Source organism: Roseospirillum parvum, assembly GCF_900100455.1.
GTDB classification, from domain to species: Bacteria; Pseudomonadota; Alphaproteobacteria; order Rhodospirillales; family Rhodospirillaceae; genus Roseospirillum; species Roseospirillum parvum.
The window spans coordinates 201476-220634 of the sequence record NZ_FNCV01000004.1; the positions used below are offsets into that span (position 1 = coordinate 201476).

20 protein-coding genes and 1 tRNA gene are annotated in these 19159 nt (G+C 73.7%); 8 read left to right on the forward strand and 13 right to left on the reverse strand.

Annotated features, from left to right (window positions below):
- Positions 1–30: 30 nt before the first annotated feature.
- The 3 genes from BLR95_RS07840 to BLR95_RS07850 form a co-directional block, all read right to left on the reverse strand.
- A complete protein-coding gene (locus BLR95_RS07840) occupies positions 31–447 on the reverse strand; it encodes an EVE domain-containing protein (protein ID WP_092617947.1) in 417 nt (138 codons plus the stop codon).
- A 126-nt stretch (positions 448–573) separates the two neighbouring features.
- Positions 574–858 (reverse strand): YciI family protein, encoded by a 285-nt coding sequence (locus BLR95_RS07845; protein WP_092617967.1) that lies wholly within the window; start codon positions 856–858, stop codon positions 574–576.
- A 47-nt stretch (positions 859–905) separates the two neighbouring features.
- Positions 906–981: transfer RNA gene (locus BLR95_RS07850), tRNA-Thr, on the reverse strand.
- Between the two features lie 132 nt (positions 982–1113).
- Between BLR95_RS07850 and BLR95_RS07855 the strand changes: the two genes are divergently transcribed.
- Both BLR95_RS07855 and BLR95_RS16220 read left to right on the forward strand, forming a co-directional pair.
- On the forward strand, positions 1114–1692 hold the full coding sequence (locus tag BLR95_RS07855) for a D-glycero-alpha-D-manno-heptose-1,7-bisphosphate 7-phosphatase (RefSeq protein WP_092617969.1): 579 nt from the start codon (positions 1114–1116) through the stop codon (positions 1690–1692).
- The gene (locus BLR95_RS16220; RefSeq protein ID WP_092617975.1) at positions 1689–2609 is read left to right on the forward strand and encodes a methyltransferase domain-containing protein; all 921 of its coding nucleotides are present in this window, start codon (positions 1689–1691) and stop codon (positions 2607–2609) included. Before BLR95_RS07855 ends, BLR95_RS16220 begins: the two co-directional genes overlap by 4 nt.
- A gap of 222 nt (positions 2610–2831) precedes the next feature.
- Here BLR95_RS16220 and BLR95_RS07865 read toward each other — a convergent pair whose 3' ends face one another.
- The 5 genes from BLR95_RS07865 to BLR95_RS07885 form a co-directional block, all read right to left on the reverse strand.
- Positions 2832–3524 carry a M48 family metallopeptidase gene (locus BLR95_RS07865; RefSeq protein WP_092617976.1) on the reverse strand — a complete coding sequence of 231 codons (693 nt, stop codon included), beginning with the start codon at positions 3522–3524 and terminating at the stop codon, positions 2832–2834.
- Positions 3514–3972: a YcgN family cysteine cluster protein gene (locus BLR95_RS07870; protein WP_245689379.1), complete on the reverse strand. Its 459-nt coding sequence runs from the start codon at positions 3970–3972 to the stop codon at positions 3514–3516. Before BLR95_RS07870 ends, BLR95_RS07865 begins: the two co-directional genes overlap by 11 nt.
- Before the next feature lie 61 nt (positions 3973–4033).
- Entirely contained in the window at positions 4034–5314 is a 1281-nt protein-coding gene (locus BLR95_RS07875) for a polyhydroxyalkanoate depolymerase (protein WP_092617978.1), read from the reverse strand.
- A 256-nt stretch (positions 5315–5570) separates the two neighbouring features.
- Positions 5571–6365: an alpha/beta fold hydrolase gene (locus tag BLR95_RS07880; RefSeq protein WP_092617988.1), complete on the reverse strand. Its 795-nt coding sequence runs from the start codon at positions 6363–6365 to the stop codon at positions 5571–5573.
- An 11-nt stretch (positions 6366–6376) separates the two neighbouring features.
- Complete coding sequence (locus BLR95_RS07885) at positions 6377–6748, reverse strand: HNH endonuclease family protein (RefSeq protein WP_245689362.1); 372 nt, start codon at positions 6746–6748, stop codon at positions 6377–6379.
- A 59-nt stretch (positions 6749–6807) separates the two neighbouring features.
- Between BLR95_RS07885 and BLR95_RS07890 the strand changes: the two genes are divergently transcribed.
- Positions 6808–8097: a TAXI family TRAP transporter solute-binding subunit gene (locus BLR95_RS07890; protein WP_143130960.1), complete on the forward strand. Its 1290-nt coding sequence runs from the start codon at positions 6808–6810 to the stop codon at positions 8095–8097.
- On the forward strand, positions 8094–9551 hold the full coding sequence (locus tag BLR95_RS07895) for a leucyl aminopeptidase family protein (RefSeq protein WP_092617994.1): 1458 nt from the start codon (positions 8094–8096) through the stop codon (positions 9549–9551). The genes BLR95_RS07890 and BLR95_RS07895 overlap by 4 nt, the downstream gene beginning before the upstream one ends.
- On the opposite strand, the gene BLR95_RS07900 is transcribed toward BLR95_RS07895, so the two are convergent.
- The 4 genes from BLR95_RS07900 to BLR95_RS07915 are packed head-to-tail and all read right to left on the reverse strand — an operon-like array spanning position 9542 to position 12398.
- Positions 9542–10873 (reverse strand): CCA tRNA nucleotidyltransferase, encoded by a 1332-nt coding sequence (locus BLR95_RS07900; RefSeq protein ID WP_092617997.1) that lies wholly within the window; start codon positions 10871–10873, stop codon positions 9542–9544. The two genes, BLR95_RS07895 and BLR95_RS07900, sit on opposite strands and share 10 nt — an antisense overlap.
- A gap of 9 nt (positions 10874–10882) precedes the next feature.
- Positions 10883–11158, reverse strand: coding sequence for a hypothetical protein (locus tag BLR95_RS07905; RefSeq protein ID WP_092617999.1), 276 nt, complete (start codon positions 11156–11158; stop codon positions 10883–10885).
- Complete coding sequence (locus BLR95_RS07910) at positions 11155–11796, reverse strand: CoA pyrophosphatase (RefSeq protein WP_092618001.1); 642 nt, start codon at positions 11794–11796, stop codon at positions 11155–11157. The genes BLR95_RS07905 and BLR95_RS07910 overlap by 4 nt, the downstream gene beginning before the upstream one ends.
- On the reverse strand, positions 11793–12398 hold the full coding sequence (locus tag BLR95_RS07915) for a DUF1285 domain-containing protein (protein ID WP_092618003.1): 606 nt from the start codon (positions 12396–12398) through the stop codon (positions 11793–11795). Before BLR95_RS07915 ends, BLR95_RS07910 begins: the two co-directional genes overlap by 4 nt.
- 106 nt (positions 12399–12504) lie before the next feature.
- Between BLR95_RS07915 and BLR95_RS07920 the strand changes: the two genes are divergently transcribed.
- The 3 genes from BLR95_RS07920 to BLR95_RS07930 are packed head-to-tail and all read left to right on the forward strand — an operon-like array spanning position 12505 to position 17131.
- Entirely contained in the window at positions 12505–13512 is a 1008-nt protein-coding gene (locus BLR95_RS07920) for an AAA family ATPase (protein ID WP_092618005.1), read from the forward strand.
- Positions 13509–14393, forward strand: a complete 885-nt coding sequence (locus BLR95_RS07925; protein WP_092618006.1) for a DUF58 domain-containing protein — start codon at positions 13509–13511, stop codon at positions 14391–14393. The genes BLR95_RS07920 and BLR95_RS07925 overlap by 4 nt, the downstream gene beginning before the upstream one ends.
- A complete protein-coding gene (locus BLR95_RS07930; protein WP_092618007.1) occupies positions 14390–17131 on the forward strand; it encodes a DUF4159 domain-containing protein in 2742 nt (913 codons plus the stop codon). The genes BLR95_RS07925 and BLR95_RS07930 overlap by 4 nt, the downstream gene beginning before the upstream one ends.
- Positions 17132–17148: 17 nt before the next feature.
- Here BLR95_RS07930 and BLR95_RS07935 read toward each other — a convergent pair whose 3' ends face one another.
- A complete protein-coding gene (locus BLR95_RS07935; protein WP_092618008.1) occupies positions 17149–17376 on the reverse strand; it encodes a hypothetical protein in 228 nt (75 codons plus the stop codon).
- Between the two features lie 401 nt (positions 17377–17777).
- Between BLR95_RS07935 and BLR95_RS07940 the strand changes: the two genes are divergently transcribed.
- Positions 17778–19142, forward strand: coding sequence for a hypothetical protein (locus BLR95_RS07940; protein WP_092618009.1), 1365 nt, complete (start codon positions 17778–17780; stop codon positions 19140–19142).
- Positions 19143–19159: the final 17 nt, after the last annotated feature.

Below are 19159 nucleotides of genomic sequence, written 5' to 3' on the forward strand. Positions count from 1 at the left end.
CGGGTTGGCCCTGGGGCCGCGCTTACAGGCTCACGCCTCAAGACCACCCAGGCTGCGGATCAGGGCCCAACTGTCGGGGTCGATGGGCATCACCGAGAGGCGCGACTGGCGAACCAGGGGCAGGTTCTCAAGACGCGGATCGGTCTTGATCTGGTTCAGGGTGACCGGCTCGGGCAGGGGCTCGACGGCCTTCAGGTCGACCATCACGAAGCGCCCCGACTCGTCTGAAGGGTCGGGTCGCGCCTCGCCCACCACCTCGACGATGCCGACGATGCGCTTCTCGTTCACCGAGTGATAGAAGAAGGCCTGATCGCCCACCCGCATGGCCTTCAGGTTCTTGGCCGCCTGATGGTTGCGCACCCCGTCCCAGGGTTCGACGCCGGCCGCCACGTGGTCCTCCCACGACCAGCAGCCGGGCTCCGACTTGACCAGCCAGTACGATGGCATGTGCGGACCTCCCTCCCCCGATGACGGTGACGGGCAGGGGCCCGCCGGGTTCAGCCGGCAATTTACGGGCTGGCGGGCGCGCCGTCCATTGCCTGTGGGCGAGGGCTGGCCGGGAGGGAGGCCGCGCTACAGGCTGCCCATCACCTGCTTGAAGGGCCGCACCACCACCGATTCGAACAGCCCCGCCTTGGCGTAGGGGTCGTTCTCGGTGAAGGCGCGGGCCTCGTCGATGGTCTCGGCCTCCAGCAGCAGCAGGGAGCCGACCATGGTCTGCCCGTCCGGCCCCAGCATCGGCCCGCCGACCCGGATGCGCGGCCCGAAGGAGGCGGCGTAGTCCAGATGGGCCTGCCGGGTGGCCTGGCGCACCTCGCCATGACCCGGCTTGTCGGTGCAGACGATGGCGAACAGCATGGGCGGCTCCGTCGGGCTGGTGCGGGGGACAAGATGCCGGGAAAAGGTGGTGCCGCAGGAGGGATTCGAACCCCCGACCCCATCATTACGAATGACGTGCTCTACCAGCTGAGCTACTGCGGCGCCGGGCTCCGGGGGCATCATAGCCGGCCGGAGTGGGCGGCGAAAGTACGCTCCGCCGCGGCGCTTGGCAAGCCTCGGCTGGCGGCGCGCACCCTTGCCCGACCCGCCGTGGACTGCCATAAGCTGAAGGCCATGCTCAGCCCTTCCCGCCCCTTCGTCCTGATCGACCGCGACGGCACCTTGAACGTCGAGGTCAACTACCTGTCGCGGCCCGATGACCTGGCCCTCATCCCCGGCGCCGGGCCGGCCCTGGCCCGCCTTCAGGCTGCCGGTTACGGGGTGGTCGTGGTGACCAACCAGTCGGGGCTGGCTCGCGGCTACTTCACCCCGGCCGACCTGGAGGCGGTGCACGCCCGGCTCGGTGAGCTGCTGGCCGCCCATGGGGTGCGCCTGGACGCCATCGAGGTCTGCCCGCACGGCCCGGACGACGATTGCGACTGCCGCAAGCCGCGCCCCGGCATGGTGCTGCGCGCCGCCGCCCGCCTGGGCTTCGACCCCGGGGCCGCCATTGTCATCGGCGACAAGCCGGCCGACATCGGGTTGGGCCGGGCGGTGGGGGCGCGCACCATCCTGGTGCGCACCGGCTACGGTGCCGAAACCGAGGCCGCCGGCATCGCCCACCCCGATGCCCCCGATGCGATCGTCGATGACCTGCCCGCCGCCATCGAGTTGATCCTGGCCGGCGGCCCCACCCCGGAGCCCCGCCGATGACCGCCAACCCGCGCGCCCTGGCCAAGGGGCTGATCTCCCTGGTCGCCCCCGGGGCGACCCACATCCGCCACGACAAACGCTCGGCGGCCTACTTCTATTCGGCCCTGATGCGCCATCTGGTGCGGCTCGACGCCCACGGCGCCCGGCCTCGCCTGGGCGCGGTGGCGGAGCTGGGTCCCGGCGCCGCCCTGGGCATGGGCCTGACTGCCCTGCTGCTCGGCGCCGAGAGCTATCGCGGCCTCGACATCGCCCCCTACGCCGGCGACGCCGAGGCCAACCGCGCCCTGCTCGACCAGTTGGCCGGGCTGGTCGCCGACCGGGCCGGGATTCCCCACGGCGGCGACTTCGCCCGCATCCGTCCCACCCTGGCCGACCACCGCTTCCCCGACTGGCTGCCCCTCGATCCCGACACCGTGCGGGCCCGCGCCCGAACCCTGGCCCCGGCGCTGGCCGCCCCCGGCACGCCGCCGATCCACTACACCGCCCCCTGGACCCGCGCCGACGCCGAGGCCGGCACCATCGACTGGCTGTTCTCCCAGGCGGTGCTGGAACACGTCGACGACGTGCCCGCCACCTGGGCCGCCATCGCCCGCTGGCTGGCTCCCGGCGGCGTCACCAGCCACCAGATCGACCTGCGCAGCCACGGCACCGCCACCACCTGGAACGGCCACTGGGCAATCCCGCCGACCACCTGGAAACTGATGCGCGGCCGCCGCCCCTATCTGCTCAACCGCCAACCCCTGTCGGCCCACCTGAAAGCCCTCGAGCAGGCCGGCCTGGAACTGATCGCCATCGACCGCAGCCCCGCCCCCGACCCCGGCACCCCACGCCACAACCTCCAGGAACCCTGGCGCTCCCTGCCCGACGACGACTTGACCACCGCCGGCGCCTTCGTCACCGCCCGCCGCCCCGGCTGAGACACACCCGAGGCCGCGCCAAGGGGGCGCTGCCCCCTTGGAACCCCCGCCGGGGGGACCAGGGGCCCCCCCGGACCCCCGCCGTGACTTAAAACCCCACCGAGGGGGGCAAGCCCCCCTCGGTGGGGTTTTGACTCATGGTGGGGTCTGGGGAGGCCCCCGGCCTCCCCAGCGGGGATTTCAAAGGGGCGGCGCCCCTTTGACGTGGCTCCGGGGTGTGTCTCAGCCGAAGCGGTGGAGGGTGGGGCCGTGGGTTTTCAGCCACTGTCTGGCCGGCGTGGGGTTGGCGATCAGTTGGCGCACGGTGGTGTGGAACCGGGGGCCGTGGTTGAGGTGGGCGAGGTGGGCCACTTCGTGGGCGACCACGTAGGCCAGCACGTAGTCGGGGGCCAGGATCAGGCGCCAGGAGAAGGCCAGGTTGCCGTTGGCGGCGCAGCTTCCCCAGCGGCTGGTCGGGTCGCGCAGGGTGATGCGGCCGGGGGTCTTGCCGAGTCGGGCGGCCATCTGGTGGACCCGTGGGGTGATCTCGGCCCGGGCCTGGGCGCGCAGCCAGTCGGCGAGGCGGCGGGGCAGGTGTTCGGGGTGGCCGCTGATGTGGATTTGCCCGTCCGCGGTCCACACGCCGCGCCGCGCGGTGGGGGCGTGGACCACCCGGTGGGGGACGCCGAGCAGGGGGATCAGGCTGCCCTCGGCGAATGGCACGCGGGGGGCGAGGCGGCCCAGGCGCTCGGCGATCCACGGCCGGTGGGTGTCGAGGAAGCGGCGGATTTCGGCTGCTTTCAGGCCCGGCGGGGCGACCACGTTGAGGCTCGCCCCGTCGGCCGCCAGACGCAGGGTCAGGCGGCGGCTTTTCGGGTGGGTGCGCAGGCGGACCGGCAGGGTGTGGCCGTCGATGACGAGCGGCTCAAAGATCATCCCAGTCGACCAGATGGTGGTCCAGGGGGCCGGCCTTGCGCTCGTCGATGCAGCGGCCACGCACGCTCTTGCCGGCGCGGTGAATCGATTCGGGATCGCCGGTGACCAGCGGGTGCCACTCGGGCAGGTCGTGGCCTTCGTCGAGCAGCCGGTAGGCGCAGGTCGGGGGCAGCCAGGGGGTGCGGCGGATGGCGGCGGGGAACAGTTGCACGCAGTCGGGCACGCTGTCCCAGCGCTCGGCGTAGTCGGAGCAGCGGCAACTGTGCCGGTCGAGCAGCCGGCAGGCGACGTTGGTGGCGTGCACCTCGCCCGGCTGGCCGTCCTCGTCGTCGTCCTGAAGCTTCAACAGGCAGCACTTGCCGCAGCCGTCGCACAGGGCCTCCCACTGCTCCGGCGACAGGGCGGCGAGCGGGGTGGTGCGCCAGAACGGCGCGCCCCCCTCGGCCAGCGAGCGCACGCCGCGCCCGAGGACGGCCGGCGGTGTGTCCTGATCCTGGTGGGATGCTGCCTTAACCTGCCTTGCGCGGCGCTTCAGCCAACTGACCATCATAGGCCCGGTTGTTGTGTTCGAGAATGAAGGCACGCACCCGGGGCAGGATGTGCTCGCGCCAGCGTCGGCCGTTGAAGATGCCGTAGTGCCCCACCTTGGGCTGCACGTAGTGCTGGCGCAGGGCGTCCGGCAGGTTGGCGCACAGGGTGTGGGCGGCTTTCGTCTGGCCGAGGCCGGTAATGTCGTCGCGTTCGCCCTCGACGGTCAAGAGGGCGATGTCGCGGATCGCCCCGGGGCGGACGCGCCGCCCGTGGACCTCAAGGCGGCCTTCCGGCAGGCGGTGTTCCTGGAACACCTGATGGACGGTTTCCAGGTAGAACTCGGCCGGCAGGTCCATCACCGAGAGGTACTCGTCATAGAACTGGCGGTGCGCCTCGGCGCTGTCGCCGTCGCCCTGGATCAGGTGGCGGTAGTAGCGCAGGTGGGCGTCCATGTGGCGGTCCATGTTCATGCTCATGAACCCGGAGAGTTGCAAAAAGCCCGGATAAACCCGCCGCCCGCGCCCGTGATAGGTCACCGGCACGGTGTGGACGACGTTTTCCTCGAACCACGAGATGGGCTTGGACTCGGCGTACTGGTTGACCGTGGTCGGGTTGATGCGGGTGTCGATGGGGCCGCCCATCAGGGTCATCGAGGCGGGGCGCAGCGGGTCGCCGTCCTCGGCCATCAGGGCGGCCGCCGCCAGCACCGGCACCGAGGGCTGGCAGACTCCCAGCACGTGCACGTTCAGGCCCAGGAACTGGACCAGGAGGCGCACATAGTCGACGTAGTCCGAGAGCCCGAAGGGCCCGTGGAAATAGCTGACGTCGCGCGCGTTGGCCCAGTCGGTGATGTACACCCGATGGTCCGGCAGCAGGGCCTCCACGGTGCCGCGCAGCAGGGTGGCGTAGTGGCCCGACAGCGGCGCCACCACCAGCACCTTGGGCTGATCGGTGCCCACCTCCTCGCCGTCCACCCGGCGCTCGAAGTGCACGAGGTTGCAGAACGGCAGGCACAGTTGGGTGGCCTCGTGGACCTCGGCCTGGGCGCCGTTCACGGGGGTCGTCTTCAGGCCGAAGGTGGGCTTGATGTAGCGCCGGGTGACCCGCTCGAACACATCGGCCCCGGCGGCCATCGAACGGGCCAGGCGGGTGTACGAGGTGGGCAACAGCGGGTGGCTGTAGAACTGGTACATGGCCTGGGCCATCACCCGCATCGGGGTGATCGCCGCCTGTTGGAACTCGTGCATCTGGTACAGCATGGACGCCCCCCTGCGTTTCGGGACCGGCGCGGCCCTTGTTTTCGGTGCCGCTTGTGCGAGTCGTTTGGCGATTCGGTTTTCGAATCTTTCGTTTTCCGACCCGTTTGACGAATCTTCGGCGGATGGATACCGCAAGCCACCATTTGAGCCGGGGCTTTGGGGGCGGTGCAACAAAAAAAGACCAACCGGGTCCAATTACCCCAGGGGCGAAAGGGCCATTGTCCCCTTCGCCTTACGGGTTGGCCGACTCATCGGGTCATGAGGTGGCCAGGAACGGCGCCAGATGGCCGAGCACGGCGTCGGGCTGTTCGCTGTGCGGCCAGTGGCCGGCCTCGGGGATGGTCTCGCGCCGGGCGTGGGGAAAGCGGGCATGGATCGCCGCGTGATGGGCCGTCTTCAGGTAGGGCGAGCGGCCGCCGGCCAGGAACAGGGTCGGGCCGCTGAAGGCGGTGTGCCCGGGCAACTCGGGAAAGCCGACCAGATCGGGCAGGTCGGCCAGCACCTGATCGACGTCCACCCCCCAGGCCAGACCGTCGCCGTCGCGCCGCGTGTTGCCGGTCAGGAAGGCGCGCACCGCCGGCTCGGGCACCGCCTCGGCCAGCCGTTCGGCCAGATCGGCGCGGCGGCTGGTGGCGGCCAGGGTGCCGTCGGCGGCCAGGTCGCGCATGGCCTGGGCGGCGGCCCGGTGGTCGTCGCCGTGGGGCGGCGGGTAGGCGACCGGGGCAACGTCGACCACGGCCAGCCGGCCGACCAGGGCGGGGCGGGTCAGGGCCAGGGTCATCGCCACCTTGCCGCCCATGGAGTGGCCGATCAGGGCGGCGCCGTCCAGGCGGTGGGAGGTCAGGAAGCCGGCCACCGCCTCGGCCTGGGCCGGGTAGGCGAGGCCGCCGCGCCACGGCGAGTCCCCGTGGTGGGGCAGGTCGGGCAGGCACACCCGGTGATGCGCCGACAGCCGCTTGGCGATGCCGGCCCAGTTGCGGCCGTTGCCGAACAGCCCGTGCAGGATGACCACCGGGGTTCCGTGTCCCTGGATTCGGCAGGCCAGTTCCATGATGTTGCTCCCTATCCGCGCCGCCGCCGGCCAGCCGGGCGGTGGTGGTGGTCGATGAATTCCGCCGGCTTGCCGGCTACCCATTTGAGGAAGGCGGTGATCGCCGGTTCGGCCTTCAGGGCGGCCGGGGTGTGGTGGCTGGTGGCCAGCGCCGCCTCGGACAACTCGGCGTGGATCTTGCGGTGGCAGACCACGTGCAGCCAGTCCCAGTCGCGCCCGCCGTGGCGCCGGGGCCGCCAGTGGTGGCGGTCGACCGAGGGGCCGGCGATCATCGGCCGGCCGCACAGCGGGCAGGGGCCCAGATCGCTGCCCGGGGCGGGATCGCGTGGCGGCGGGTCGCGGCGCGGCGCGCCCCGGGGCGGGCGTGGCCCGGAAATCGCCATGGTTTTGCGCCAGCTTCTTGCTAGGTTAGGGACCAAGGGAGCGAAAGGGAGAGACAACCGTGGCCGTCACAGTGACCGGAACGATGGGGGGGATCAAGCGGCTCGGGCTGTCCGGGCTGGCGGTGTTGGCGCTGGCCCTGCTGGTTGGCGGGTTGGCCGGCAACCCGGCGCGGGCCCAGGATGGCGCCGGCGGGGCCAACGGGAGCGACGAGGCCGAGACGCGGATGCGCTTCCTGCGCATCGGCACCGGCTCGACCGGCGGCACCTATTTTCCCATCGGCGGGCTGATCGCCAACGTCATCTCCCACCCGCCGGGCTCGCGCCCCTGCGACAAGGGCGGCAGTTGCGGCGTGCCGGGGCTGATCGCGGTGGCCCAGTCGACCGCCGGGGCGGTGGCCAACGTGGACGCCATCGCCACCCATACGCTGGACCTCGGCCTGGCCCAGGCCGACGTGGCCTATTGGGCCTATCACGGCACCGGCATCTATGGCGACAAGGGGGCGGTGGCCGACCTTCGGGCCATCGCCATGCTGTTCCCCGAGGCGCTGCACGTGGTGGTGCGCGCCGATTCCGACATCCAGGGCATCGGCGATCTGGCCGGCAAGGCGGTTTCGGTGGGCGAGGACGGCTCGGGCACCCAGGTTGACGCGCGCATCATCCTGGCCGCCCACGGCCTGACCGAGGCCGATCTCGAGCCCCACTTCCTGCGCCCCGGACCGTCGGCCGACCGGCTGGCCCGCGGCGAGCTGGACGCCTTCTTCTTCGTCGCCGCGCCGCCGGTCGACACGGTCACCCAGTTGGCCCGGCACACCCCGGTGCGCCTGCTGCCGGTGGGCGGCGAGGTGGCGCGTCAGGTCAACGAAAGCTTCCCCTTCCTGCGCCCGGGCCGCATCCCGGACAGCGCCTACGAGGGGGTGCCCGGGGTCGACACGCTGACCGTCGGCGCGGTGCTGGTCGCCTCGGCCAGCATGGACGAGGATCTGGCCTACGGCATCGCCCGTGCCCTGTGGCATCCCAACCAGCGCGCCCTGTTCGAGCGCGGCCATCCGGCGGCGGGCATGATGAACATCGTCGACGCCACCCAGGGGCTGGGCATCCCGCTGCACGCCGGGGCGGCCCGCTACTACTTCGAACAGGGCGGCGCCGAGGGCGTGCCGCCGGTCGCCCGCCCGACCAGCGATTCGCCACCGGTCGATCCCGGGGCCCCGGCGCCGCTGCCCGACCTGCCGGCGGATGGGCTGCCCACGGTGGTCGCCGATCCGGCTCCCAAGCCGGCCCCCAAACCGGCCCCCAAATCGAAAGCCGCGCCGAAAGCCGCGCCGACCGAGTCCGGAAACGCGTCCCAATGACCGCCCACCCCGCCTTCCTGGAGACTCTCACCCGCCGCCTCGGCGCCCTGCCCCTGAGCGAGGCCGAGGACGCTCCGCCGCTGCCCCTGAGCGGCGTCGCGACCGACGAGTTGGGGCGCTGGCTGATCGGCCAGACGCCGCGCCAGCGCACCTGGATCGAGGCCAACGGCTTCACCGCCGAGGCCGGCCAACTGCTCGCCCTGCCCGATGGCGAGGGTCGCCTCGCCGGCCGCCTGTTCGGCCTCGGCGAGGGCGACGATCCGTGGCTGCTGGCCGCCCTGCCGGGGCGCCTGGGGGGCGGGCTGCATGCCCTCGATCCGGACACCGAGCGCCGCCTGGGCGCCCGCTTCGGGTCGACCGGGGCGGGGGCCACGTGGTCGGCCATCGCCTGGGCCCTGGGCAGCTACCGTCCGGCCGCCGCCGAAGGGACCGGCGGTGGGGGCGCGGCGCCGCGTCTGGTGTGGCCGGCGGCGGCCGACCGGGGGCGTGTCTGCCGCGTTCTACGGGCCGCCACCCTGGTCCGCGATCTGGTCAACCTGCCGGCCGAGGAGTTGGGCCCGGCCGAGCTGACGGCGGTCGCCCGGGCGGTGCTCGAACCACTGGGCGTCGGGGTTCACGAGACGGTCGGCGACGACCTGCTGGCCGCCGGCTACCCGGCCATCCACGCCGTCGGGCGGGCCAGTTCGCGCCCGCCCCGGCTGCTCGATCTGGCCTGGGGCGATCCGCGCCATCCCCACCTGACCCTGGTCGGCAAGGGGGTGTGCTTCGACACCGGCGGCCTCAACCTGAAGCCGGCCGCCGGCATGCGCTGGATGAAAAAGGACATGGGCGGCGCCGCCCACGCCCTGGGCCTGGCCCTGATGATCGTCGAGGCCGGCCTGCCGGTGCGCCTTAGGGTGCTCATTCCGGCGGTCGACAACGCGGTGGCCGGCAACGCCCTGCGCCCCGGCGACGTGGTCCCGACACGGGCCGGCAAGACGGTGGAGATCGGCAACACCGACGCCGAGGGCCGGGTCATCCTGGCCGACGCCCTGGCCGAGGCGGCGGCCGACGATCCGCACCTTTTGATCGATCTGGCCACCCTGACCGGGGCCGCCCGGGTCGCCCTGGGGCCGGAGGTGGTGCCCTTCTACACCCCGGACGACGATCTGGCCGAGGCCCTGGCCGGCCACGCCCGGGCGACCCACGATCCGCTGTGGCGGATGCCGCTGTGGCCGGGCTACCGTAAGCTGCTCGACAGCCGCAGCGCCGATTTGACCAACGCCCCGGACAGCCCCTTCGCCGGCAGCCTGACCGCCGCCCTGTTCCTGGCCGAGTTCGTCGGCCCCAAGACGCCCTGGCTGCACCTCGACCTGTTCGCCTGGAGCCCGTGCGCCCGTCCCGGCTACCCGGAAGGCGGCGCCGACCAGGGGCTGCGCGCCCTGGCCGACCTGATCCAGAGCCGCTACGGCTGATCGGGGTCGAGCCGCCGGCGGGCCTCGGCGAGCAGGTCCTGGTAATCGGGTGCGTAGTCCTCGGCCCGCCACAGGGCCTTCAACTCGCCGAGCAGCATGCCGACGCCGGGGCCGGGCGCCATGCCGAGGTCGAGCAGGTCCTGCCCTTTCAGCGGAAAGTCCGGCACCGTCCAGTCGAGCACCCCGTCGAGGGCCGCCCGCCAGCGCTGGCTGAGGGCGGCGTCGGTGCGCCCGCTGGCGGCCCGCTGGGCGGCCCAGGCGAGCAGCAGGCGGTCGGCGGCGGTGGCCGTGCCCAGGCGTTCGGCCAGGGCGCGCAGGGCCGGCGGGCCGAGGCTCGGTTCGGCCTCCTCCAAGGGCCCGCACAGGGTCAGCAGACGTGCCGCCTCGGCGCCCGACAGCCGCCAGCGGGTGGCGATGGCGCGGGCCGCCTTGGGGTCGGGGCCGATCAGGCAGGCCAGGCGGCGCAGCGGGTCGGCCTTCAGGCCGTCGCGCACCACCCCGCGTTCGACCAGGAAGGTGACCTGGCGCAGGCGGTCGAAGTGGGCCGCCTCGGGCAGCACCTCGGCCAGCACCCGGTGGCCGCGCATCAACAGCAGGGTGTCGGTGGCCTCGGGCCCGCCGATGATCTTCAGCATTTCCGCGCGCACCCGCTCGCCGGACAGCGCGGCCAGCCCGGCCCGCCGGGCGGTGCAGGCGGCCAGGGCGTCGCGGTCGGCCGGCGGGCGGCCGTAGCGGGCGAAAAAGCGGAAGAAGCGCAGGATGCGCAGGTGGTCTTCCTCGATCCGCCGGGTGGCCCGGCCGACGAAGCGCACCCGGCCCTGGGCCAGATCGTCGAGGCCGTTGAAGTAGTCCCACACGGCGCCGCTTGAAGGATCGGCCGACAGGGCGTTGATGGTGAAGTCGCGGCGCGCCGCGTCGGCCCGCCAGTCCTCGGTGTAGGCGACCACGGCGTGGCGCCCGTCGCAGGCCACGTCGCGGCGCAGGGTGGTGATCTCGAAGGTCAGCGGCGGCGCCGGGTGGGTGACGGTGCCGTGCTGAAGACCGGTCGGCACCGCCTTCAGGCCGGCCTTTTCGAGCAGCGCCATGACCCGCTCCGGCGGCTCCGGGGTGGCCAGGTCGATGTCGGCCACCGGGCGGTTCAGCAGGCCGTCGCGCACGCAGCCGCCGACAAAGCGCACTGGCCGCCCGCCGGCCCGGAGCGCGGCGAGCAGGCGCCGGGTCGCCGCATCGGTGGTCCACGGCTGGGGGGCCAGTTGGCCGACCGGGCCGTGGCCGTCGCCGACCCGGACCACCGGCGCGGGAGGGGTGGGGCGGCGCGCCATGGGTGGGGTCTACTCGAAGTGGCCGGGGACGATCCGGCCGTCCACCTTGACCGGCGGCACGTAGACCGCGTCCGACGGGGCGCCCCGGGTCAGCGCCCCGACCCCGAGCACGGCCAGGGTGAGCACCGCCCCGGCCCCGATCAGCCACACCCAGGGGCCGCGCTCGATGGCCGGCGGGGTGCCGCCGTTGGCCCGCACCACCCGGGCGCGCCACCAGAACCAGGCCAGGTAGGCCAGGGTCGGGGCGAGCAGGGGCAGCAGCCAGGTGAGCAACAGGCGGGTCATGGGAGACTCTTTTCGCGAAGGGGGGCGGGGTGGCCCAGGCAGCGCCACAGATCAAGCAGGATGCCGGCGGTGGCGCCCCAGATGTTGTGCTCGCCATAGGGCATGGCCACATAGGGCTTGCGCCGGCCCCGGTCGGTCCAGGTGCCGTGGCGGTGGTTGGCGGGGTCCAGGAAATGGGCCAGCGGCACCTCGAACACCTCGGCCACTTCCTGCGGGTCGGGCTTCAGGAGCAGCGGCGGGGTGAGCAGGCCGACCACCGGGCTGACCAGGAAGCCGGTGCCGGTCAGGTAGTCGTCGAGCCGGCCGAGGATGCGGATGGTGTCGGGCTGAAGGCCGGTTTCCTCGGTCGTCTCGCGCAGCGCGGCGGCCACCGGGTCGGCATCGAAGGGCTCGATGCGCCCGCCGGGAAAACTGATCTGCCCGGCGTGGCGGGCCAGATGGGCGGTGCGCCGGGTCAGCAGCACGCCGAGGCCGTCCGGGTGGGCGATCAGCGGCACCAGCACGGCGGCCGGGATGGGGTCCGACTCGGCAACCGGGTCGATCCCCGGGTCGCCCGCCACCGCCGGCCCCCGGGCCGGGTTGGCGCGGCGCGCCGCCAGGGCGCGGGCGATGTGGCTCGGCGAGGGCAGGGGGCTCATGCGGGCGGCAACTCGGCGTCCTCGGGGTCGAGCCGGCCGAGGACGAAAAAGTGCCCGTCGCTCCACACCCCGAAGGGCACCTTGCCATCGCCATCGCCATCGCCATCGTCGCCGCTGGCCTGATCGGGCTCGAACACGGCCAGCCCGACCAGATGGTAGTAGACGGCCCGGGTGAGCCGCGCCTCCAGCCCCGGGCGGACTTCGATATAGGGCGCGGCGCTGCCGCTCATGGGTTCCTCGGCCAGCCGCAGGGGGTGTTCGGCGTCCAGGCTGACCACCTCGTCGACGTTGGTGCGGAAGCTCAGCACCTGCTCGCGGCCGGCCCCGGCGCGGAACATCTCGACGGCCAGGAAGGGCGCGTCCTCGACCGTGATGCGCGCCTTCTCGGACGGGGTTTCCAGCCAGTAGTCGCCGGCGGCGTCGCGTTTCAGCACGCTGGCGAACAGGCACACCAGTTCGTGGCGGCCGATCGGGCTGCCTTCGTGGTACCAGCGCCCATCGGCGGCGATGCGGATGTCCACATCGCCGCACAGGGGCTGCCCGGCGCCCATCGGCGGGTCGGGCAGCAGGGCGTCGGCGCGGCTGTTGGCATACTCTGGCATCTGGCGCTCCGGCCGTGTCATCCTAAATGGCGGGAGAGGGTCGCCGACCCGGCTCCCGAGCTTGTCCGTTCCCCGTTTCCTCCCGGCCCGAAAGGCCCGCAGCCCCGTGTCCGAGCCCGCAGCCACCCCGCCCGACGGTGTCCCGTCCCTGAAGGATATAGAAATCGCCCAGGCCGCGATCCAGGGGGCGCGTGCCGCCGTCGAGGATGTGATCCTCGGTCAGTCGGCGGTGGTCGAGCAGGCGCTGACGGCGCTGCTGGCCGGTGGCCATGGTCTTCTGGTCGGTGTGCCGGGGCTGGCCAAGACGCGGCTGGTCCACGCCCTGGGCGTGGTGCTGGGGCTGGATGACCGGCGGGTGCAGTTCACGCCCGACCTGATGCCGGCCGACATCCTGGGCTCGGAAGTGCTGGAGGAGGGGGCGGACGGGCGGCGCCGCTTCCGCTTCCTGCCCGGGCCGGTGTTCTGCCAGTTGCTGATGGCCGACGAGATCAACCGGGCCAGCCCGCGCACCCAGTCGGCCCTGTTGCAGGCCATGCAGGAGGGGCGGGTCTCGGTGGCCGGCCAGGCCCACCCGTTGCCCCATCCCTTCCATGTGCTGGCGACCCAGAACCCGATCGAGCAGGAGGGCACCTATCCGCTGCCCGAGGCGCAGCTCGACCGCTTCCTTTTGATGATCCGCGTCGACTACCCGGACCGCGCCGCCGAACGCGACATGCTGATCGCCACCACCGGCCCGGCGCCGCCCCAGCCCCGGCCCTGTCTGGCCGCCGGCGAGCTGGCCCGGGCCCAGGCCCTGGTCCGCCGGCTGCCGGTCGGCGAGCAGGTGGTCGAGGCCATCCTCACCCTGGTCCGCGCCGGGCGGCCGGGCGACAGCCCGCTTGAGGCGGTCAACCGCGATCTGGCCTGGGGGCCCGGCCCGCGGGCCAGTCAGGCCCTGATGCTGGCGGTGCGGGCCCGCGCCCTGCTGGCCGGCCGGCTGGCCCCGTCGGTGGACGACGTGCGGGCGCTGGCCGGGCCGGTGCTGCGCCACCGCATGGCGCTCGACTACGCGGCCCGCGCCGAGGGGGCCAGTCTGGAGGCGGTGATCGATCAACTCACCGACTTGATCGCGTGAGCCGGCCGGCCGCCGAAATCCCGGGCGCCGAGGCGCTGGCCGCCGGCCTGCCGCCGCTGCTCGCCGCCGCCGAGCGGCTGGCCGCCGGCCTTCAGACGCCGCTCGACTCCGGGGCCCATGGCCGCCGCCGGGCCGGGCCGGGCGAGGCCTTCTGGCAGTACCGGCCGCACCAGCCGGGCGACCCGGCGCCGGGCATCGACTGGCGGCGCTCGGCCCGGGGCGATGATCTGCTGGTCCGTCAGCGCGAGTGGCTGAGCGCCCGCCGGGTGCTGCTGTGGGCCGCCGGCGGGCCCGGCATGGCCCACGCCTCGGCGCGCTCCCTGCCCACCAAGCACGGGCGCGCCAGCCTGCTGCTGCTGGCCCTGGCGGTGCTGCTGGTGCGCGGCGGCGAGCGGGTCGGCGGCCTGGGGGCGGGCGCCCCGCCACCCGGCGGCCGCCCCGCCCTGGCTCCCCTGGCCGGGCATCTGGCGACCGCCTCGGGCGACCTGCCGGCGGCCCCCGGCCCGGGCGGCGCGGCGCTGCTGCTGGCCGGCGACTTCCTGGGCGACCTCGACCCCTTGGCCCGGCTGGCCCGGGCCAGCCGGGGGCCGGTCCACCTGCTCCAGGTGCTCGACCCGGCCGAGGTCGATCTGCCGTGGCGCGGCCGGGTCCACTTCGAAAGCCCGGACGGCGCGGCCAGCCTGGAGGTGCCGCGCGTCGAGTCGGTGCGCGCCGACTACCGGCGCCGGCTGGCCGCCCGCCAACAGGCCCTGGCCGGGCTGGTCGCCGGCGGTGGCGGGCGGCTGGTCGTCCATCGCACCGACCGGGCGCCGCGTCCGGGCCTGCTCGCCCTGGCCGCTGCCTTGGCCGGCGAGGCGGCGCCCGGGGAGGCCCGGCGATGACCCTGCCCGGCCCGCTGGCCAGCCTCGGCACGCTCGGCTTCGCCCATCCCTGGCTGCTGCTCGCCCTGGCCGGGCTGCCCCTGCTGTGGTGGTTGGTCCGTCGCCTGCCGCCGGCGCCGCGCCGGGTGGTCTTCGCGCCGCTGGCCCTGCTGCGCGGCCTGAGCTCGGCCGAGGCCCCGGCCCGGCGCGCCCCGTGGTGGCTGATCGTTCTCCGCCTGCTGGTGCTGAGCCTGATCGTGGTCGGTCTGGCCGGGCCGCGCCTCGATGCCGGCGGGCCGCCGCCCCGGGCCGGGGGCGGGTTGCTGCTGGTGGTCGACAACGGCTGGGCGGCGCTCGCCGACTGGCCCGAGCGGCGCCGCATGGTGGCCCGGCTGATCGCCGAACGGGCCCCGGAGGGGCCGCTGTGGGTGCTGCCCACGGCCCCCGACGGCCAAGGCCGGCTGGCCTTGGCCGGGCCGCTGGCGCCGGCCCGGGCGCTGGACCGGCTGGTCGCCCACCCCTGGCCCACCGAGCGGGCCCGGGCCGCCGACCTGCTGGCTGGCGGCCAGTCGCCGACCGATTTGCCGGCTGATATGGCGGTGATCTGGCTCTCCGACGGTCTGGCCGGGCAGGCGGCGCCGCTGGCCGGCGCCCTGGCGGCCCTTGGTCCGGTCTCGGTGATCGCCCCGCCGCCCGGCCGGCCGCTGGCCCTGCTGGCCGGCGAGGGCGACGCGGTGGTTCTGCTGCGGCCCCGGGGCGGCCCGGCGGAGCGCCTGGAGCTGCGCCTCGCCGACTCGGCCGGGCGCACCCTCGACCGGCGGCCGCTGGCCCTCGACAGCGAGCAGCGCCGGCTGGACGTCGAGGTGGCGCCGTCGCCCCCGGTGGCGGCCCATCTGGCCACCCTGGCGGTGGCCCGACCCGGCGCCGCCGGCCCGGCCGCCCCGCCGCTGCTGCGCGACCCCTCGGCCCGGCCGCCCCGGGTCGGGCTGGTCGCCGCCGAGCTGGACCGGGCGGCCATCCCGCTGCTCGGCGAGACCTACTACCTGGAGCGCGCCCTGGCCGGGTCGGCCGAGGTGCGCTCGGGCGACCTCGCCGGGCTGCTCGAGACGGCGCCGGACGTGCTCATCCTGGCCGGCGTCGGCCATCTGGCCGAGCCGCTGGCGAGCCGGCTGGAAGACTGGATGGCCGAGGGCGGCAGCCTGATCCGCTTCGCCGGGCCGCGTCTGCTGCCCGGGCGCCCCGACCCCCTGCTGCCGGTGCCGCTGGCCGCCACCACCCGGCAGGCCGGCGGGCCGCTGACCTGGGGCGCCGCGCCGGGGCTGGCCGCCTTTCCCGAGGACGGCCCGCTGGCCGGGCTCGAGGTCGATCCCGAGGTGCGGGTGCGGACCCAGCTTCTGGCCCGCCCGGAGGGTCTGGACGGGGCCCGGGTGTGGGCCCGCCTGAGCGACGGCACGCCGCTCATCACCGCCCGCCGGCGGGGCGCCGGGTGGCTGGTCCTGGTCCACACGGCGGCCGATCCGGGGTGGAGCGACCTGCCCCTGTCCGGCCTTTTCCCGCAGCTTCTCGAGCGGCTGGTCCGCCTGCCCGACAGCCGCCCCCCCGGCGGCGCGGTCGAGCCGCCGGGGGGGCGGCTGGCGCCGCGTCTGATCCTCACCGCCGAGGGACGGCTGGCGGCGCCGCCGGCTTCCCTCGCCCCGCTGACTGCCGGGGCGGTCGGGCTGGGCGCCGCGCCGGGGCGGCCCCCCGGCCTGTATGGCCCGCCCGGCGCCGGGCGGGTGGTCCAGGTGCTGCCTCCGGGCGGTGACCCGCCGCAGGCCCTGACCGAGGCGCATCTGGGCGGGCTGTCCCTGCTCCCCTGGCCCGATCGGCCGGCCGGGCGGGCGCTGGGGCCGTGGCTGTTGCTCGCCGCCGTGGCCGGTTTGCTGCTCGATGGGGCGCTGGTGCTGGTCCGGCCGGGGCGGCGGGTCGCCGTGGCTGTCCTGCTGCTGTTGGCGGCTCCCGCTGGCCCCGCCGTGGCCGAGGACGGCGCCGGATTGTCGCCGCGCGCGGTGGACCTGGCCCTGGCCCCGCGCCTGGGCTGCCTGCCCAGCGGCGCGGCGCCGACCGACCGCCTGTGCCAGGCCGGGCTGGCCGGCCTGACCCGGGTGCTGGCCCGGCGCACGGCGGTCGAGTTGGCCGAGCCGGAACTGCTCGATCCGGCGGCCGATCCGCTGTCGCTGTTTCCGCTGCTCTACTGGCCCATCCTGGAGGCCACGCCGACTCCGCCGCCGCCGGCCCGGGCGCGGCTCGACGACTATCTGAGGCGGGGCGGTCTGCTGATCCTCGATGCCGGGGCGGCCGACGATCCGGCGGCCGGCCGGGCCAGCCTGGGGAGGATCGGCCGGGCCCTGGCCCTGCCGCCGCTGGCCCAGGTGCCCAGGGGCCATCTGCTCGGCCGCACCTTCTACCTGTTGGACGATTTTCCCGGCCGTCTGGGCGGCGCCGGGCGGCCGTGGATCGAGGCCCGCGCGGTCGACGAGAGCGGCGGCGCGGTGAGCGCCGTGGTGGTCGGCCACGCCGACTGGGCCGGCGCCTGGGCGAGCGATGCCGAGGGTCGGCCGCTGCGGCCCCTGGTCCCCGGCGGGCCGGACCAGGGCGGACCCGAACAGCGCGAGATGGCGACCCGGGTCGGGGTCAATCTGGTGATGTACGCCCTGACCGGCACCTACAAGGCCGATCAGGTCCACCTGCCGGCCATCCTCGAACGCCTCACCCGCTGACCGGGTGGGGCCGGGGATCAGCCGTTGTTCTCGGCGTGGCGCTGGCGGAACTCCTCGTGGCGCTCGAAGGCGTCCTCGATGTCCTTCAGGGACTTGCGCTTTTCCAGAACGGCGCCGCCGATGCCGGACAGGTCCAGCTCCAGGGCCTGGATCAGCAGGTCGGCCACCCGGGGCTTGTCTTCCTCGATCGACATCAGGTGGGCGATGACGATCTTGTCGCTCAGTCGGCGGTCGTATTTCAGCATGGACGCCTTCCCTGGTGTGTCCGCCGGTCGGAAAAACCACGGCGCCTTGTTGCGCCGCTGTTTCCGTTTTACCATTTTTCTCCCGATGCTCCACAGCGGATCGCGATCAATCCGACTTGGCGACGCGCCGCGCCGTGACCGTGTCGCGCCGTTCTTCCTGACCATGGGCAGGTGGAGGCCCGCGGTCGTTCGGCTTGGCGCCGCGCGTGCCGGGATTAAAGACGCGATCCGCCCGGGGGACCTTGGTGCACGGGGTGACAGCGGCGGAAAACCCGCGCTATGCTGGGCTACCGAGCGACCGCATAACTCCCGGCCGGCATCACGCTGTTCCAGTTCAAGCCGTTCCAGTTCAAACCACGCCACCCTCAAGTAACCCCGTCAGCCGAACGACACGACAGACCATGGCCGAGCGCGCCCCAAGTGATGTGCGGGAAAAGCGGGTCCCCAGACTGCGCGAGCAGGCCCAGGGCGCCTACGAGTTGCTGGTCGCCCTGCTCAGCCGGGCCGGCAGCCAGGGCATGGCGGCCGACATCGCCGCCCTGCCGACGGTCAACGACGTCATGGCCCAGCGCCCGGAGATGGTCGGCTCGCTGCTCGAGTTGGCCTGGGGCCTGCGCACCAACAAGGCCTTCGAGCCGTTCTTCCTGTCCGCCGAGACCGGTCAGGTGGTGGAGACCAAGAGCCAGCCGCTGGCCCCCTGCGGGCGCACCTTCCATCAGATCGAGATCGCCCACCTGCAGGGCGCCGCGCGGCTGTACTTCGAACGTTGCGAAATCGCCTGGGCCGAGCGCCGGGCCCGGCAAGCCCGGCAGCGCCACGCCAAGGACCGGGCCAAGGCCAAGGGCTCGCTGGGGGGGCGCCTCAGGACCGGCATGAAGGAGCTGCTCGGCGGCCAGCCGGAGTTCGACCCGCAGGAGTTCCGCGCCCAGTACCCCGGGCATGGCCTGTACCAGCAACTGAAGCCCCACCTGAAGCGGCCCAGCCAGTTCAAGTTCATCACCGAGTATGCCCGTCTGTCGCGCGGTCAGGCGGAGCGTCTGGGGCCGCTGATCACCGCCCTGGAGGATCAGGCGGCGGTCGAGCGGCTGGCCCAGCTCAAGCCCGAGGACATCTCGCAGCTGATGGGCATCGCCCGGGCCCACGCGGCGGTGCTCCTGAAGCTGGACAACCGGGTGACCAAGCAGCGGGCCTCGGCCAAGCCGGGGGCGCGGCCGCAGAAACAGGCCCCCGAGCTGACCGAGGAGGAGGCCCGGGTGCTGGAATCCAAGGCCGGCGAGGTGTTCGTCGACCTCATCCTGCACCACATGAACGCCCTTGACGGGCTGCGCAACGCCGGCACCCAGGCGCCCACCCTGGTGCGCCGCCTGACCCCGATCTTCGGCAGCCGCACCTGGAGCCTGTTCGCCGATGCCAAGAGTCTGCAGAACGTCATCGACACCCCGGACCACCTGCGCAAGGTGCTGGGCCCGCTGATGGCCTCGTTCACGCCCGGGATGTCGCGCATTTTCGAGCAGATCAACGATCCCGAGATCGCCAAGGACATCCTGGTCGCGGCGCGCGAGCACATCCCCGACCCGGAGCTGGTCAAGCTGTTCAACGACCCCGGGCTGGAGCCCATCTGGTCCAGCCTGCCGGCCAAGTTCAACAACAACTATCGTTATCAGCGCGATGCCCCGGCCGATTCGGGCCTGTTGCGCAACTACGACAACCTGTCGATGGTCTGCAAGGGCATCTTCGAATCGCTGCGCCGGGGCGGCGATCCCTGATCCCGGGGGCGCGCCCC

What these genes read in the sequence shown, in the direction of transcription:
- BLR95_RS07840 (WP_092617947.1), bottom strand. Translation starts at nt 447, where the DNA reads ATGCCATCGTACTGGCTGGTCAAGTCGGAGCCCGGCTGCTGGTCGTGG.
- BLR95_RS07845 (WP_092617967.1), bottom strand. Translation starts at nt 858, where the DNA reads ATGCTGTTCGCCATCGTCTGCACCGACAAGCCGGGTCATGGCGAGGTG.
- BLR95_RS07855 (WP_092617969.1), top strand. Translation starts at nt 1,114, where the DNA reads ATGCTCAGCCCTTCCCGCCCCTTCGTCCTGATCGACCGCGACGGCACC.
- BLR95_RS16220 (WP_092617975.1), top strand. Translation starts at nt 1,689, where the DNA reads ATGACCGCCAACCCGCGCGCCCTGGCCAAGGGGCTGATCTCCCTGGTC.
- BLR95_RS07865 (WP_092617976.1), bottom strand. Translation starts at nt 3,524, where the DNA reads ATGATCTTTGAGCCGCTCGTCATCGACGGCCACACCCTGCCGGTCCGC.
- BLR95_RS07875 (WP_092617978.1), bottom strand. Translation starts at nt 5,314, where the DNA reads ATGCTGTACCAGATGCACGAGTTCCAACAGGCGGCGATCACCCCGATG.
- BLR95_RS07880 (WP_092617988.1), bottom strand. Translation starts at nt 6,365, where the DNA reads ATGGAACTGGCCTGCCGAATCCAGGGACACGGAACCCCGGTGGTCATC.
- BLR95_RS07885 (WP_245689362.1), bottom strand. Translation starts at nt 6,748, where the DNA reads ATGGCGATTTCCGGGCCACGCCCGCCCCGGGGCGCGCCGCGCCGCGAC.
- BLR95_RS07895 (WP_092617994.1), top strand. Translation starts at nt 8,094, where the DNA reads ATGACCGCCCACCCCGCCTTCCTGGAGACTCTCACCCGCCGCCTCGGC.
- BLR95_RS07900 (WP_092617997.1), bottom strand. Translation starts at nt 10,873, where the DNA reads ATGGCGCGCCGCCCCACCCCTCCCGCGCCGGTGGTCCGGGTCGGCGAC.
- BLR95_RS07905 (WP_092617999.1), bottom strand. Translation starts at nt 11,158, where the DNA reads ATGACCCGCCTGTTGCTCACCTGGCTGCTGCCCCTGCTCGCCCCGACC.
- BLR95_RS07910 (WP_092618001.1), bottom strand. Translation starts at nt 11,796, where the DNA reads ATGAGCCCCCTGCCCTCGCCGAGCCACATCGCCCGCGCCCTGGCGGCG.
- BLR95_RS07915 (WP_092618003.1), bottom strand. Translation starts at nt 12,398, where the DNA reads ATGCCAGAGTATGCCAACAGCCGCGCCGACGCCCTGCTGCCCGACCCG.
- BLR95_RS07930 (WP_092618007.1), top strand. Translation starts at nt 14,390, where the DNA reads ATGACCCTGCCCGGCCCGCTGGCCAGCCTCGGCACGCTCGGCTTCGCC.
- BLR95_RS07935 (WP_092618008.1), bottom strand. Translation starts at nt 17,376, where the DNA reads ATGCTGAAATACGACCGCCGACTGAGCGACAAGATCGTCATCGCCCAC.
- BLR95_RS07940 (WP_092618009.1), top strand. Translation starts at nt 17,778, where the DNA reads ATGGCCGAGCGCGCCCCAAGTGATGTGCGGGAAAAGCGGGTCCCCAGA.